The 16,057-nt window shown below is 49.4% G+C and carries 14 protein-coding genes and 1 pseudogene; 5 read left to right on the top strand and 10 right to left on the bottom strand.

Annotated features, from left to right (window positions below):
- Positions 1–129: 129 nt before the first annotated feature.
- Both MHI24_RS16060 and MHI24_RS16065 read left to right on the top strand, forming a co-directional pair.
- Entirely contained in the window at positions 130–1,905 is a 1,776-nt protein-coding gene (locus tag MHI24_RS16060) for an RNA polymerase sigma factor (protein WP_340020575.1), read from the top strand.
- The gene (locus MHI24_RS16065; RefSeq protein WP_340020576.1) at positions 1,902–3,035 is read left to right on the top strand and encodes an extracellular solute-binding protein; all 1,134 of its coding nucleotides are present in this window, start codon (positions 1,902–1,904) and stop codon (positions 3,033–3,035) included. Before MHI24_RS16060 ends, MHI24_RS16065 begins: the two co-directional genes overlap by 4 nt.
- A gap of 41 nt (positions 3,036–3,076) precedes the next feature.
- On the opposite strand, the gene MHI24_RS16070 is transcribed toward MHI24_RS16065, so the two are convergent.
- The 3 genes from MHI24_RS16070 to MHI24_RS16080 all read right to left on the bottom strand — a co-directional run bounded on the left by MHI24_RS16070 (position 3,077) and on the right by MHI24_RS16080 (position 5,732).
- Positions 3,077–3,763, bottom strand: coding sequence for a CD3324 family protein (locus MHI24_RS16070; RefSeq protein ID WP_340020577.1), 687 nt, complete (start codon positions 3,761–3,763; stop codon positions 3,077–3,079).
- A gap of 11 nt (positions 3,764–3,774) precedes the next feature.
- A complete protein-coding gene (locus MHI24_RS16075) occupies positions 3,775–4,479 on the bottom strand; it encodes a hypothetical protein (protein ID WP_340020578.1) in 705 nt (234 codons plus the stop codon).
- A 320-nt stretch (positions 4,480–4,799) separates the two neighbouring features.
- Positions 4,800–5,732 (bottom strand): chlorophyllase, encoded by a 933-nt coding sequence (locus MHI24_RS16080; RefSeq protein WP_340020579.1) that lies wholly within the window; start codon positions 5,730–5,732, stop codon positions 4,800–4,802.
- A gap of 270 nt (positions 5,733–6,002) precedes the next feature.
- Here MHI24_RS16080 and MHI24_RS16085 point away from each other — a divergent pair, with 270 nt between their 5' ends.
- From MHI24_RS16085 to MHI24_RS16095, 3 genes and pseudogenes are all read left to right on the top strand, one after another.
- A complete protein-coding gene (locus MHI24_RS16085) occupies positions 6,003–6,623 on the top strand; it encodes a TetR/AcrR family transcriptional regulator (RefSeq protein ID WP_340020580.1) in 621 nt (206 codons plus the stop codon).
- A gap of 101 nt (positions 6,624–6,724) precedes the next feature.
- Positions 6,725–6,868 (top strand): annotated as a pseudogene (locus MHI24_RS16090) (hypothetical protein); the annotation flags it as partial.
- An 83-nt stretch (positions 6,869–6,951) separates the two neighbouring features.
- A complete protein-coding gene (locus MHI24_RS16095) occupies positions 6,952–8,046 on the top strand; it encodes an NADH:flavin oxidoreductase (protein WP_340020581.1) in 1,095 nt (364 codons plus the stop codon).
- Between the two features lie 96 nt (positions 8,047–8,142).
- Here the strand turns inward: MHI24_RS16095 and rlmH are convergent, their stop codons facing one another.
- The 7 genes from rlmH to MHI24_RS16130 form a co-directional block, all read right to left on the bottom strand.
- Positions 8,143–8,622, bottom strand: a complete 480-nt coding sequence (gene rlmH / locus MHI24_RS16100) for a 23S rRNA (pseudouridine(1915)-N(3))-methyltransferase RlmH (RefSeq protein WP_340020582.1) — start codon at positions 8,620–8,622, stop codon at positions 8,143–8,145.
- 127 nt (positions 8,623–8,749) lie between these two features.
- On the bottom strand, positions 8,750–9,928 hold the full coding sequence (locus tag MHI24_RS16105) for a DUF4179 domain-containing protein (RefSeq protein WP_340020583.1): 1,179 nt from the start codon (positions 9,926–9,928) through the stop codon (positions 8,750–8,752).
- 47 nt (positions 9,929–9,975) lie between these two features.
- Entirely contained in the window at positions 9,976–12,057 is a 2,082-nt protein-coding gene (locus MHI24_RS16110) for a M56 family metallopeptidase (RefSeq protein ID WP_340020584.1), read from the bottom strand.
- Positions 12,058–12,059: 2 nt separating this feature from the next.
- Positions 12,060–12,185, bottom strand: a complete 126-nt coding sequence (locus MHI24_RS16115) for a hypothetical protein (protein WP_340020585.1) — start codon at positions 12,183–12,185, stop codon at positions 12,060–12,062.
- A gap of 65 nt (positions 12,186–12,250) precedes the next feature.
- Complete coding sequence (locus MHI24_RS16120; RefSeq protein ID WP_340020586.1) at positions 12,251–13,429, bottom strand: DUF4179 domain-containing protein; 1,179 nt, start codon at positions 13,427–13,429, stop codon at positions 12,251–12,253.
- A 43-nt stretch (positions 13,430–13,472) separates the two neighbouring features.
- Positions 13,473–15,569, bottom strand: a complete 2,097-nt coding sequence (locus MHI24_RS16125) for a M56 family metallopeptidase (RefSeq protein WP_340020587.1) — start codon at positions 15,567–15,569, stop codon at positions 13,473–13,475.
- A complete protein-coding gene (locus MHI24_RS16130; protein ID WP_340026701.1) occupies positions 15,566–15,973 on the bottom strand; it encodes a BlaI/MecI/CopY family transcriptional regulator in 408 nt (135 codons plus the stop codon). The genes MHI24_RS16125 and MHI24_RS16130 overlap by 4 nt, the downstream gene beginning before the upstream one ends.
- Positions 15,974–16,057 lie beyond the last annotated feature (84 nt).

A 16,057-nucleotide genomic window follows, 5' to 3' on the forward strand; every position in this document is an offset into this window, starting at 1 on the left:
GGAAGGCTTATATTTTTTGAGCATGCAGGTCAACCGGAGGACGTGATGCAGTGCCACACCACCGGGCTGGGAGCTCAGCGGAAACGCCGTATGGTGTAGAAGTGTCGCACGGTCAGGAGGGGAAGCGTTATGGATCGTTTGGAGTTAGGGGTAACGAGCGCAATACGGGAGGATCAGGAAAACAAGCGTGACAAGGAATTGGCAGAACGGGCGAAAATGGGCGATACCGAAGCGTTCGGCGAGCTGATTCAGACGCACCGGGACCGGGCGAAGCGATGGGCGGAACGGATGACGCAAGATTCGCATATGGCTGACGATATCGTGCAGGATGCGCTTGTCCGCGCATTTTTGCATGTGGGAACGCTCGCGGACACAAGCCGTTTCCTGCCGTGGTTACACAGGATCGTACAAAATCAGGCAAATATGCGGCTGCGTCGGGGAGGCCCCTACAAGCGGGAGCAGCCTATCGGCGGATGGCAGGAGAACGAATACGGCGGAGTGGACCCCATCCAATGGGATAACCTTGACAGCCTGCTGCGCCACCTGACCCGGATGAGCGCAATGTCGGCGGCACAGAAGACGGACCCCGCAGAGCAATTGCTGCGCAAGGAGCTGTTCGAGACGATCCATGTGCTGCTGCGCGCGCTCAATCGCAGGGAAAGAGGTATCTTCGAGTCTTATTTTTTCCGACAGCTGTCCCCCGACGAGATCGCACAGATGTACCATACGACTACCGGCTCCGTACATACGTATCTGCACCGTGCCCGGCGCAAGCTCCGTCAGGCTCATGTCCGGGTTATGCTCGGCCTTCCTCCAGAGAAAGGAGGAGAAGATATGAATCAAGCGCGTATTGTGAAGCTGGCGGAGTGGCCTCAGACTTCCTCAACACTAACAACGTTCGTAGACCGGATCGGGCATATGCTGGCATCGATTGGTGATCAGCGGAATACGCAGGACCTGATGGGTGAGTCCGGATTTGCTTTCCGGATGAAAATCTCCAACAAAACGACATTTGCGGACGGAATTTATATTTTTGACTGGCGGCAGACATTGAAGACGATTGTGGAAGATTTGGGATATGAGATCAGTATCCTCTGCGGACAGCTATCGGAAAAGCCAGTTCCGCTGCTTGCCGCATCGGAGCGCTTTCCCGTTGTGCTCCCGATCGAGGAAGCGATTCTGCCGTTTATTCGCAGGTATATTAACATGGGTAAACCAGTGCTGTATTTCGACACAGTGGCGTCTTCGCCTCATGTTCACGAATGGTCACTCATCTACGGCTATGACGATGCTAAGCGGGAAGTATACGTTACCGACCTAATGCTGCCGGAGGGAAAAACGCTTAATTATGATGATTTGGCAGAAAATCCGTTAAGGTTTCTGGCAGGGATCGACGGGAAAACAGCAGAATCCGTCTCAGGTAAACGATCTGCCGAGGATCGTGCGATTGAAGCGATACAGTTCGCGATCCACTATGGGCGAAAAGGGTGCAACTACTGGCCGATGACCGATTATTTGTCATATACATCGGGGTTAATGGCTTATGATAGGTGGATCCATTACATGACGGACTCCGGAATCCTGCCAAACAGATACGGTATGGGGCAGCTGGCAGCGGTGTATTCGGAGACCAGGAAACATGCGGCGCTGTACCTTAAGTCAGTCCCGCTCAAGGGTGAGGCAATGCGCCTTGTGCTGCTGGCATCGGAGGCGTATGTACAAGCTTCGGAGGAGTTGCAGCGTCTAAGCACGCTTGTGCCGTTTATCCGCAGCTCATCCCTGCTCACCACGGAAGTCCGGACGGAATGCGCTTCATTGCTGCAGCAGGCCAAAGTGTTCGAAGCAGCTGCGATCGGTTATTTGGAGAATGCCATGAGCTTAATATTGGGGAGGGAAGAAAGATGAGTCACATTCAATTGAAATTATTGACCCAGCTTGAGCATATCGGAGAAATCATGGCTTCGAAGGCGTCATTCGAAGCCGCCAATCCCGGTGTCGAGATCATCCTTATTCAAGCGGCTGACAATTATGAGTCGTTACAGGCATTCCACTCGGAAGAGCCGGATTTAATGGATAGCGGGGGCTGGTGGCTGTTCAACCAGAAGGGGCTCTTCATCGATCTGCTTCCGTTTGTGAGAGCGACACCGGGGCTGGAGGAGGATTTGAATCCCGGCATTATGAGAGTGGCAACGAAGGATGGGACGCTTCCCGGCCTTCCTGACGGCGTATCTATTCCTTTGATTATGTACAAAAAAGCGATGCTGGACGCGTCAGGACTGCCATACCCGACGGATGACTGGACATGGGCCGAGATGATGGAGATGGCCCGCAAGCTGACGATTCGGGACGAGAATGGTGTGGCGACGCAATTTGGTTTTGCGACAGGACCGGATATTGAGTATTACGAGCCATTTATCATGCGCAACGGTGGAAGTTATTTATCTCCGGACGGGTCGACGGCCCACGGATTTATCGACAGCGAAGCGACGATCGAAGCGTTCCAACTCGTAATTGACATGTACCGTGAATTCCATGTGTGCCGCAAGCCTGACGAACCGTCCAAAGCAGGCGAGTTGCATCAAGGCTTTGCGTTAATCAGTGCGTTTACGTGGTTTGTCGGCTCGGTTGAAGCTGAGGGCATCGGGGAAGAGTTCGACGTCGTCGGATTACCACAGATACCCGGAGGCGTGCAAGCGAATATGGTCTATATGGGGGCGACCGGAATCACGACGAAGTGCAAGCATCCTGAACTGGCCTGGGCATTCCTCAAGCACCATGTATTCGAGCGGCCGGAGCGTTTCAGCCATCCCTGGACGCTGCCGATTACCCGATCGGTTGCAGAACAGTGTGGAATGACCTCGCGCCGACTCTGGTCCCGATATATACAAGAAATGGATGTCGTCCTCCCAAGCGGTTTCTATTTGAACGAAAAGTGGAATTCATCGAGACAGCTGATTAACGAGGATATCGTTAAAATGATCGTCGACGGCGCCGATGTGCGCCAGACGCTGAAGTCGTGGACCCGGTTTGCGTAGTTATTTAGGGCCATCCCTGGCGGGATGGCCCATTTCATGCTTTATTTGACGAAAAATAATACCGTTCCAAAATGATTCGTAAACCTCTTATAATCCGTAACCTCCCGCAACACGATAATGGTCGGGTACGAATTAACCTTGCATTGGATCAGTCCCGCCAATATCTCCTTCTGTTCAGTACAGTAAAACTTCCCTTGATGATACTCAATGATAAGAGGCTGTAGAGCGGAATGATCTTCGGTTACATTCACATGGGAGTTACCGGTATCGAATTCATCCCTTTGAATAAGACGCAAGGGAAACTTGACGACCCCAAAATAGATTCGGTCTGCAATGGAATTTTCCGTATGGACAGATGCGTTTTTGGAAAGCTGCCAGTAGCAGTACATCCACTCTTCAAGTATCCCGCCGTTCGCATATTCCACGGCTGACTCAATAGTCGGTGCATATGCTGCGTAGTCAGCCTGTTTCTTCGAGTATAGGATTTTTTTAATTGAATCCAAAGACAAGCAGTACTCGTCAGCAAGCTCCGACACGGTACGTCCATGGGCGTACTTGTTGCGAATCATACGATTTCTTCTCTGTAACTGCTCCCGGTAACCGGAGGCTGCACCCCAAGCTTTCTTTTCCTCTCCAGCGGGGATGTAAATAAGCTTACCTGAGGCGTACTTTTGAACTTCTCTCAATAGTTCCTCTGGAAGGATGTCGCTGCCATTCTCATATTTCATGTTATCACCGTCTACAAAGCGTAAATTCGATCTTTTAGTTCGCTGATAGATTTCATCATGGATGTACACGATTCTGTATCGTCAATCGATGCGTGCCAGCGCAATCCATCGATCCCTTTGTAATACGCCATACATAAGAACCTTTCCTTGAAGTCGGGAATGATGATTCTCCGATTCTTGCAGTACTCCATAAGAAGCTCCGGTATTCGCAGATAAGGTTTGTTTAAGTCCATGATTGCAAAATCGATCAGGCAGTCTCCAATACCAGAGTAGCTCCAGTCGGGAAACCCCACCGTGGTTTTACCATCCGTAATCATGTTGATGAAAAACGCAAAGTTATTTACTAAATAACGTCTGCCCTCGCAATAAGGAATTCGCGCCTCCATCTCTTTGTAGTAGTGTTCAAAGAAATCCCGTTGCAAAACCGTTGTTCCGAACATGTCCCTCCAATTATACCAATACCCTTCTTTGTCCTCAGCAAACGTATCGGTCAGAAAATCTCTGCAGCTCTCATATTCCGGTGTGCCATCCTCATTGAACCGTCCGTAGCCCCCTATTCCCGATATGTCAGACGTATGAATTTCAAATAGACTGTCAAATATCAGCTCGTGGCAATCCTTGAATTGTTCGGGGCTTAATTGATCGGCTACGAACCCACTCGGGGTCATGTTGACCTTGTCGGATAGCATGGACCGCAAAAAATCATCTTTACTCATCTGTTCATCTCCTTGCGCATCTGATATGTAAAATCATAGCATTGGATAGATTTAGGGAATAGGCAATCAATGGCTTAAATCGACTTTACACTGGCTAAAAACTTGCCGTTACTTGTGATACGTTTCACCTTATCACTCTGACAGCGAAGTTCCTTTCACCGCGGCGCGGGGGGGTGTGCTCCCATACTATTCATACATTTTCACAGACAATAAACTTTGGTTTGGTTACGCAGTTAAACGCTAAAAAGCCATCTATGCAGGTGCACAAATGGCTTCTGACCTGATTCCTGATCAGCAGATCAGAAATTTCGTACCAAATCTTATTTGGATTCAATTCTACCAATTGGATTTACATCTTCTGATAGAGACTTTTGAACTGCCAACCAGCTGTCATGTTCAATATCAAGTGCATGTCGAAGATAAGCTGACGTTACTCTCTGAATCAAGGCAACACGCGCTGGATTTTCATCAGTTGTCTCCTTAACCTCGTAACCAGAGATTCCGCCAAGTAAGTGTTCTGCACCAAAGAGGGTGAGCAGACTCTCGGCTCCTGGGCTAAGGAGGTAAGGGTCGTACATCCAGTCTGGGCCACGGACGGTTAACTGATACTTTTGCGGGAGGTCGTCCTGGTCACCAACAATAACAAGGGTGCGCGTGGTCAAGTGCGTGAAACTTACGTTAAGGTGCGGCAAATGCTCGGCGGCGAATGGTGTCAGGCTATCTCCACCTAACCCAGCGGTGGCGAACAGTACGCCTGCTTTAATGCGTGAGTCAGACAGGTCTTCTTCTTTTTTGGTTTCTGGATTTAGAACTCTCAAGCCCAAAAGATTGCCCGCTGTCTGACCGCCAAAAGAGTGTCCGGCTGCAGCTATGCGGCTTCGGTCAGTACGTCCGCTGAGGCCTGGCACAGCAGCTTCAATAAGATCTAACTGATCGAGAATTCGCTTCATGTCATCGACTCGAAAACGCCAAATTCGTGGCTTACGAGGATCGTCATGAGCAAGGTTCACAGTTCTCGAATCAAGGAACGTAGGTTGAATGACCACGAACCCGTGTGAAGCCCAGTAATCGGTTAAAGGTGCATAACCGTCAAGCGACGATCCATTACCGTGTGCAAATAGAATGATTGGCAAATTGTCACCAGTGGTTGGAGCAGATATTTTAACTAACAAATCCTCACCACGTTCTGGGGATTCTAGAGCTATCGACTTCACAGAAATGATGGTAGAGGGTGCACTAACATTGGTTTTCATACTGAAATACCTCCCTTTCTCCTCAATCAATTATTATGAGTGAATCCGCCTTTGTTCTGCTATAGCCAGTCATAAACGGAACGTTGTTCCTATTATATACGGAACGTCGTTCCGTTTGCAAGAGGGTTTTTTTCTCCTTTTTGAAGAATGAAATGGACACCTTTCGAAAGATTTAATTACAATGAGTTTATAATTCCTACGCTAATTTTAATTGTGTCGCTTACTTCTATTGATGTATAAGGGAATTGAATTGAGGGGGATATTACTAAAATGAAAAATAACAATACGGGAGATCGCATCGAAGGAATGGAACCTCGTCAGCAGACAACTCGAAACATGCGTGCCGATGCGCAGCGTAACATTAATGCGTTACTTCAATCAGCAATGACAGTATTCGAAACTTCGGGCGTTGACGCTCCAGTTCGAGAGATTGCGGATAAGGCTGGTGTCGGAGTTGGAACTGTTTACCGCCACTTTCCACAACGATCAGACTTAATTGAAGCTGTTTTTCGTCAAGAAATTGATGCTTGTGCACATGCTGCCGGAGACTTAGCGGCTAGATATAAACCTATCGAGGCACTCGAGCGATGGATGTTGCATTATTTGGAGTTCATAGCGACTAAGCGAGGGCTAGCTGCAGCACTACATTCTGACGATCCGGCAAATGAAACCTTAACGATCTGCTTTGTAAAGGAATTAAGTCCGGCTTTAAAAACGTTGATTGATACAGCAACAATTGCAGGTGAAATACGTGCCGACGAGGTTACACCGGATGAATTGTTGTGGGCAATGGCAAGCCTCTGTACTGCAGTAAAAAACGGTGATATAGAGCATGCGAAGAATATTGTTCATCTTCTCATAAATGGGTTGCGTTACCGTGCGGGGAGTTAACGAACTATTTGTTTCTTATTTGAACAGCCTGTCTATGGCAGCTTTGGAGATAGCCAGAGACAGGTTGTATTACTTATTGAACATTAAAGGTTATTGTGACGATGCCGTCTCCAAGGAAATCCCACAAAGATCATGGAGGAGAACTTCATGAATCCCGTAAATCTAAGCTCGTATTAATTACAGGTGGAAACAAAGGGATCGGTTTAGAGACAGCAAGACACTTGGGAACTATGGGGTATGAGATTTTAATAGGAGCAAGAAGCGAAAATAAAGGACATGAGGCCGTAACGTTACTTGAAAAGGAGACACTCCTCCAAGTGAACTGGAATTGTCTGTTTTCAAGAGTACCTATGAGACAAACGTTTTCGGTGTATTTTCTGTCACTAAAACAATGCTTCCACTTCTCAGAAATTCTTCTGCCGGAAGAATCGTTAATCTGTCCAACGCATTAGGTTCCTTAACCTTGAATTCAGACTGTACACATGTCCAACGAAACGGGATTGGCACTACGAATGAATTTTCAGCCTACGATGACTCCTATATTCCTAGTTTGAAAAAACTGGCCGATGCAATTAAAAGCGGAGGCGCTCCTGCTATTCTGCAAATTTTTCATGCTGGAGATAAGGCAGCTGCAGCTTTAATCCCAGATGGGGATGTAGTTAGCCCAAGTGGCGTTTACGATAGGGTGTCTGCAGATGCGCCATCGCCTAGAGAACTTTCAGATCAAGAAATCATGGAGATTATTCATGCATTCGGAGAAACAACCAGGCGTGCTATTGAGGCTGGTTTTGATGGCATTGAATTGCATGGAGCTCATGGCTTCTTGCTGCAAAGCTTTTTATCTCCGTATTTTAACAGACGTCAAGATCGTTGGGGCGGTAATTTAGAGAATCGCCTTCGTTTGCCCTTAGCAGTTGTGCACGAAGTAAAACAAACAATTGATAAGCAGGCAAATAGACCTTTCATCCTAGGGTACCGTATTTCTCCTGAAGAACATCAAGAAGATGCACTTAGAGTGGAGGATACTTACGCAATGATTGACAGGCTCATTGAAGAAAATGTCGACTATGTTCATTTTTCTTTAATGGATGCCCATGCTGCAAATCCAAGATATGGAAACAAGGATAACAAGACGTTTCTAGAATTATTTGTCGACTATATTCATGGTCAAATCCCAATCATTGCAGCAGGATCATTGGAAAGTCCAGAGGATGATTCTCTTGCCATACATAAAGGAATATCCATGGCTGCAATTGGACGAGCATTAATTATGGACCCCGATTGGGTTCAAAAAGTTTCTGAAGGTCGTGAAGCGGAAATTCAAACCGTTATGAAGGCAGCTGAACTTGATAAGCTAGCGATACCTCAGAAACTATGGCAATTCATCTTATCATCAGGTTCCTTTTTTAAAGTTGAAAATTAAATAGATTAATAATCAAACAAACCCGTCAGATTTCAATTCTGATGGGTTTGTTTGGTGATTTTATCTATTGGGGCAATGTCACCCTGATTTTTCGCCCTACTTATGATACGGTTCCCCCCGATTAATCTTCACCGCCCGGTAAACCTGCTCCACCAGCACCAGCCGCATGAGCTGATGGGGCAGCGTCATGCGGCCGAAGCTCATGCGCTGCTGGGCGCGGCGCATCACCTCATCGGAGAGGCCATGGCTGCCTCCGATGACGAACACGACGTGGCTCGTCCCGTAGGTGCCGAGCCGGTCGATTTCGGCGGCAAGCTCCTCGGAGCTCCAGAGCTTGCCGTCGATCGCGAGCGCAATGACATGCGCCTCGCTCTTAATCTGCGCGAGGATTCGCTCCCCCTCGCGCTGCTTCACCTGAACAACCTCTGCGTCGCTGAGGTTGTCAGGGGCCTTCTCATCCGCCACCTCAATCATCTGGAACTTGAGGTAAGGCGTGAGCCGTTTTGCATATTCCGCGATGCCGAGCGTCAGATACTTTTCCTTCAATTTGCCTACGCTTATCAGTTGAATTAACATAATTCCTCCATCGGTCTGATCTGGTTATGTCCCTGTATTTTATCACATCCATGCCATAACATGCCCTGTAACAGCAAGAAGAGCCATCCGTGAAGGATGGCCCTAAGACACTTCAGATGCTCTGCATTTATGGGTTAGTCAAATCAATGATCATCTGCTGCGTAACCTTATTCTCCTTCAGGTTCTTGAAGTCCAGGCGAAGCGATTGCGGTTTGTCCAGCAGGAAGTAGTTTTCCGATACAATGGTCAGCTTATGATCTGAATATGTATAAGAAGAAATACCCTCTTGCGGTTTGTACTCCCCGTTCCCGCTCATCACCAATAGGGATAGGGAGTAATCCTTTTTAAATTTCTCATTAAATTCCTTGTCTGTAAACAAAACCTCATCTGAGGATAGCGTCGTGATTGTTGTGAATGGTGTCAGTTCCATGTTCACCTTAATCTGATGTCCAGCTATATCCACCGTCTCTTCCGGCGTCAGGGTAAGAGATTCCTGCTCCCAAGCCTTAGGATCGATCTCGAAGACTGCCTTCAGCGGCGGACTCTTCTTCACTTTGGCCTTCAACGCGTTATACTTCTTCAGCAGCTCAGGACTGGTTTTGGAGGTTTTGTCCTTGGGATTAGCCTGATAGGCTTTTTTAGCCTCTGCCATCATCTGCGCTTCCATCGCTTCTAACTGTTTCAGCTCATTGCCAGTTAACGATGTTAGCCGAAACTCAGCAGCTACTTTTTGGGGCGGCGTGGTCAATGGACTGCTTAACGGAATTTTCGCAATTCCATGCATGACATGATTTTGCTTAGCCGGGCTTACGCCTTGAACTGCAGCATCATTCATTTTCTTGCCGCTGATGACCTTCCCCGTAATGACATCCGTCAATTGCATTTCATGACCTTGTGGCGCCTGCGATGTGAATGCCAGCTTGCTGTCAGCCTGGGCGGTAAAAAGAATAATCAGTTCATATTTGTCGGCGATAAAACCGTTAACCGTCAGCTGGTAGCCGTCTTTTTTGACAACTGTATTCAAGGGCTGGACCAAATTATGCTTGATCGCATATTCGACCTGCTTATAATTCTGAAGCTTCGGGTTCACAAAAGGGGCCAGCGCTGCCTGCGGCTTCGCGGCGGCCGCCGGAGCGGCCAACGCCTGACCCGTCACGGCAAAAGGACTCAGCACCAGTGCTGCGGTTGTCATGACTGCGACAATAGCGGCTGACAGCTTGGGTCTGGAGGACCGCCGCTGATCTGCTGCCGGGCATTGCGTCTGTGCACCTTGTAGCTTCGATTCATTCCGTTTCATTCTAATCATAGTTACACTCTCCTTAATCTTAAGTGGTTGTTCTGCTGAATCAGCGCTCATTTCTGTCCAGTCAGGTCAAAAGCCAGCTCATACACCGGCTCGCGCTTCTGCAAGCCTGCATTGCCTGCGGGCCTCTTCGTGAAATCCAGCCGCAGCGACTGTGGCTCATCCAATGAGAAATAGCTTTCCGTAACCATCTTCATCTCATAATCTGTATACGCAATGGATATATTCCCTGACTGCTTCGTATAATCTCCCGCTCCGCTCTTGCTCCACCACTGTGAGGGGGAGCCGTACTTCTCATGGAAGGCTTGTAAGAACTCCTGATTCTTAAAGACAGGCTCATCTGAATAAAAAGTGGCTATCGTTGTGAGCGGTGTCAATTGCAGCTTCACTCTAACCTTGTGTCCGCCTGCCTCAAGTGTATCCTGCGGTGTGAGCGTCTGCATCTCTTGCCTCCAATCCTGGGCCTCCACGTCAAAAGTGGTCTGGAGCACCGGAGATACCTGCACCTTAGACTCATCACCCGCATGTGAACGCAGCCGGAATTCTGCCTTGATCTTAGGGGGCAGATCTGTAAGTGGCGAATCGAACTGAAGTCTGGCTAATGCAAGGGTAACATTCTTCTGCGGACTGCTGGTAATGGTCATGGGGTGGCTTCGGCCATTAATCACCTTACCCGTCACCCCATCCGTAATAATGCATTCTACGAAACGTGGATCGTCAGATGCGAGTGACCTCCCGCCGTCCACTCTTGCAGTATAGAAGAGAGTCAACTGATTCTTATCTGCCATGAAGCCCGTCACGGTGACCTGATAGCCGGCTTCAGCAATCTCTACATTCATCGGCTTCAGCAGATGATGCCGGTTCACATATTCCGTCTGTTGTACAGCCATGTTTACTAGAGGCACCACGGCCGCCCCTTGTTCCATTGCCGGTTCTGCACGTTCTTCTCCAGGAACACTTTCGGTAAGCGTGCCAGCAGGATTAGCCTTGGTAGCCTTGTCAGGAGAGTCCCCGGGCTTCCCGGATGCCCCAGTAAGCGTCACGATGCTAAGCAGGGCGACCAGAATTACGGCTGATGCAGAGATGCGGTAGGAGCCTTTGCGGAAAGATTGAATCATGCTGATTCTTCTCCGGATCTGTTGCCGCTGATGCGGATTAGAGAAATAGAGATGTCCCCTCCGCTCCCGGACCCGTGAGAGATGTTTCAGGAACTCTACCAGCGTAAGCCCGTAATCGATGGCCTCCTCTTCTCCCAATACCTCCAGTACATAGGCATCGCAGGCCACTTCACGGTCAATTTTCATCCGCCGAATCATCAGCCAGATCAGGGGATTGAACCAATGTATCGTTGCCGCTAAGCTCCCCAGCAGGTTCCACAGCATATCCCGCCGCTTGTAATGGGCAAGCTCATGCGCGAGGATATGCCGCAGCCGGGAAGCATCCAGCTCCTGCAGAGCTTGCTCCGGAACGAAGATCCATGGACGCATTAGTCCCGACAGATATGGATTGTTAGCCGAACCGCCGGTATAGACAGGTACCGCTCTCCTTATTCCAAACTGGCGTCTGGTGGCAAGAACCACCTTAAGAACTTCCGGGGTATTCACCCTTCTAAGCCGTCTCCGCTCGCGGCGCATCCGCCGGATGTACAGCAGTCCATTGAGCAGCATAAGCATAGTCCCCAGCAACCAGATCACGGTGCCAATCTTCATCCAGAGCGGATAGCCTGCGGCTTGCACAGAAGTGCGGTTAACGGCTGCTGGTTCATCGATCTGTTCGATTGGACCTGTCTGCCCCGCATCATTCAGGACTTTGTTATTAGCCGGATATGTAGTCTTAGCTCCCTCCCCTGGCGGATGCTCCTGATCTTCACCCGTAGAGCCTCCAGGGTCTGGAACCTTGTCCATCACGGATGTCAGGAATGGTCCGCCAGAGCCGACAATATGGAACATACTGAACGGGCTGTCCGGCACGGCAGGCAACAGCAGCCGGGCGATGACCAGCAGCCACAGGAGATAACGCACCCGGGCGCTGATGAACCTCCGCAGCGCATATTGGATGAACAGCACAGCCAGAATCACCATGCTTGCCGCCAGTGTCTGTTCTGCTATACCGGCAAACCATCCGTAGAGCATATTCATTCCTGCTTACCTGAGCAGCCGCCTGCACCGTGCGACTTCTTCTCCCGGAGCGGATGATGCTCCCAGATAATCTTCATAATCTCCCATTCCGCTTCGGAGATCTTCGGCGTTATACTCATCATATAAGCTCCATTCAGTGGCAGCGTCATTCAATCTACAAGTATAGATTCAAGGATAACCTGCACTATTAGTTCGACAAATCAATAATCACCTGCTGCGTAACTGTCTTCTTGATCACATTCTTGAAGTCTATACAAATCGATTTGGGCTGATTCAATTGGAAATAGCTTTCCATCATGATCTTCATCCCATTATCCGTATAGGAATTTGCAGTTCTTCCTTGATGTAATGTATATTTGCCGTTTCCGCTATCCACCATGAGGGCTGGATAATAGTCCGCATTGAATGTCTTCAGAAATTCTTTGTCTTTAAACAAGCCCTGCTCATCGGAAGATAACGTTATGATTGTAGTGAATGGTGTCAACTCCAAGTTCATCTTAATCTTATGCCCTGCCACATCAAGCGTTTCTTCCGGCGACAGCATCTGGCTCTCCTGCTCCCAGACCTTAGGGTTGATCTCAAAGGCCACCTTCAATGGCGGACTCTTCTTGATCTTGCCCTTCAGCGCATCATATTTCTTCAGCAGCGCTGGACTGGTTTTGAAGCTTGTGGTCTTAGGATTAGCCGCAAAAGCCTTCCGGGTCTCCTCAAGCATCTGCGCCTGCACCGCCTCTAGCTGTTTCAGTTCACTGCCCGATAGAGAGGTTAGCACAAACTCGCCAGCTACCTTTTTGGGAGCCGTGGGTAACGGGGTCGTTAGACGGATGACAGCCGCTCCGTGCATGATGTTACTTTGCTTAGCCGGACTTACACCCAGAACGATCGCATCATTCATCTTCCTGCCGCTGATCACCTTCCCGGTGACGGCGTCTTTCAATTGCAGGTCATGGGATTGCGGACCCACACTTGTAAATGCCCGTTTGCTATCGGTTTGCGCTGTATAAAGAATGATCATACTATATTTGTCAGCGATGAAGCCTTTCAATGCCAGCTGGTAGCCGTCTTTTTTGACGACTGTATTCAGGGGCTGCACCAGATTATGCTTGATGGCGTATTGGATCTGCTCTTTATTCTGAATCTCCAGCTTCTCAAAGGGGGCCAGTGCTGCCGCCTGATTCGCCGCTGCTGCCGAAGCGGTTAGAGCTTGACCAGTAACAGCAAAAGGACTCAGCACAAGCGCTGCGGCTGTCATGGCTGCGACGATGGCAGTTGACAGGTTGGTTCTGGAGGACTTCCGTCTACCTGTTGCCGGGCATTGCTGCTGTGCCTGATGGGTCTCCCTTACTTTCCTCTTCGTTCTACTCATAGTTATACTCTCCTTCATGATAAGTGGGTGATTTTATGCGAATTCAGCTCTCAATCTGCCCGGTTATATCAAAATTCATTTGATATGAACTCTCAGGCTCTACCGATCCCCTCAGTACCGGTGGCTCCTTGACGAAATCCAGCCGCAGAGCTTGCGGTTTATCCATCAAGAAATAGGTCTCTGCAAGCATCTTCATCTCATAATCTGTATACGTAATAGAGGTACTGCGTGTTTGATGCGTATAGTCTCCCGTTTCTGTCTTGCTCCACCACAGCATTGGAGAACCATACTTCTCATTGAAAGCTTTTTTGAATTCAGTGTTTTTAAAAACCGGTTCATCAGAATAAAAAGTGACTATCGTTGTGAGCGGTGTCAATTGTAATTTCACTCTGAGCTTGTGTCCGTCTACATCAAGCGTTTCCTTCGATTGGATCGTGTGTTCCTCTTGCTTCCAGTAACTTGCCCCCACATCGAAGGTGGCCTGAAGTATCGGAGAATCCTTTGCCTTGGCTCCACTTGCTGCCACTGAGCGCAACCGGAATTGAACCTTGATCTTGGAGGAAGGGTTCATCAAAGGCGGATTGAACTGAATTCTGGCAGTCGTAGATTCCATATTCTTCTCCGGGCGGCTAACGGTGCTCCGCGGGTCAGTCTGCCCATTAATCACCTTGCCATTCACAGCATCCCTAATGATCCATTCTATAGAATGGGAAGATTTATCGAAGAATAGTGACCTGCCGTCATCCACGCTCGCAGTATAGAAGATAAACAATTGATTTCTGTCTGCCATGAAGCCCTTCACCGTGACCTGGTAACCGTCTTTAGCAACCTTTACATTCATTGGTTTAAACAGATGATGGCGGGTCACATACTCCGTCTGTTGCACATCCATGTCCAATAGTGACTCCTTGGCCTCCCCTTGCTCCGATGCCGGTTCTGCACGTTTCTCTCCCGGGACAGCTTCAGTACGCATAGCAACAGGGTTGACCTTAGTACCTTTGGCAACAGAGTCATCAGGCTCCCTAGAGGCACCCGTTAGTGTCACGATGCTGAACAGCGCGACCAGAATTACGGCTGATGCAGAGATGCGGTAGGAGCCTTTGCGGAAGGATTGAATCATGCTGATCCTTCTCCGGATCTGTTGCCGCTGCTGCGGGTTAGAGAAATAGAGATGCCCTCTCCGCTCCCGGACTCGTGAGAGGCGCTTCAGGAATTCCACCAGCGTCAGCCCGTAATCGATGGCCTCCTCTTCTCCCAGTACCTCCAATACATAAGCGTCACAAGCGACCTCCCTATCAATCTTCATCCGCCGGATTGCCAGCCAGATCAGGGGATTGAACCAATGTATCGTTGCCGCTAAGCTCCCCAGCAGGTTCCACAGCATATCCCGCCGCTTGTAATGGGCGAGCTCATGCGCGAGGATGTGCCGCAGCCGGGAAGCATCCAGCTCCTGCAGTGCTTGCTCCGGGACAAAGATCCATGGACGCATTAGTCCCGACATATACGGGTTGTTAGCCGAACCGCCGGTATAGAGAGGTACCGCTCTCCTTATTCCAAACTGGCGTCTGGTGGCAAGAACCACCTTAAGAATCTCCGGGGCACTCACCCGTCTAAGCCGTCTGCGCTCACGCTGCATCCGCCGAATGTACAGGAGTCCATTCAGCAGCATAAACACAGCGCCCAGTAACCAGATCACGGTGCCGATCTTCATCCAGATCGGATAGCCTGCGGCTTGCACAGAAGTGCGGTTTACGGCTGCGGGTTCATCGATCTGTTCGATTGGAACTGTCTGCCCCGCATCATTCAGGACTTTGTTATTGGCCGGATATGTAGTCTTAGCTCCCTCCCCAGGCGTATGCTCCTGATTTTCACCCGCAGATTCTCCAGTGCCGGGAAGCTTATCCAGGACAGAGGTCAGGAAATGCTCGCCAGAGCCGACAATATGGAACATACTGAACGGACTGTCCGGCACGGCAGGCAACAACAGCCGGGCGATAACAAGCAGCCACAGGAGATAACGCACCCGGGCGCTGATGAATTTCCGCAGAACATATTGGATAAACAGCACCGCCAGAATGACCACGCTTGCCGCCAGTGTCTGTTCTGCGATCCCGGCAAACCACCCGTAGAGCATACTCATTCCTGTTTACCTGAGCAGCCGCCGGCGCCGTGCGACTTCTTCTCCCGGAGCAGCTGTTCCAATTGTTCAATCTCCTGCTTCGACAGCTCGACATCCTCCAGGAAGCTCGTCACCATCAACTGGGTGGCTCCGCCAAATACACGCTGCAGGAAGGAGCGGCTCTCGGCCCGGACGCACTCATGCTCTGACACCAGCGGGTAGTAGAGATAACTCCGGCCAGATTTTTCATATCCTATCGCTTTCTTCTTAAGCAGCCGGGTAACGAAGGTCCGTACCGTCTGCTCGCTCCATTCCACAGATGCCGGCAGGAGCCGGGTCATTTGTTCAGAGGTGAGCGGATGATGCTCCCAGATAATCTTCATAATCTCCCATTCAGCTTCGGAAATCTTCGGCGTAGTACTCATCATAACAGCTCCTTTCAGTGGCGACGCCATTTAATCTACAAATGTAGATTAAAGCTCTGCTTTATAGATTACACTTGTAGATTG

This window comes from Paenibacillus sp. FSL K6-1096, from assembly GCF_037977055.1.
Lineage (GTDB): Bacteria > Bacillota > Bacilli > Paenibacillales > Paenibacillaceae > Paenibacillus_AQ.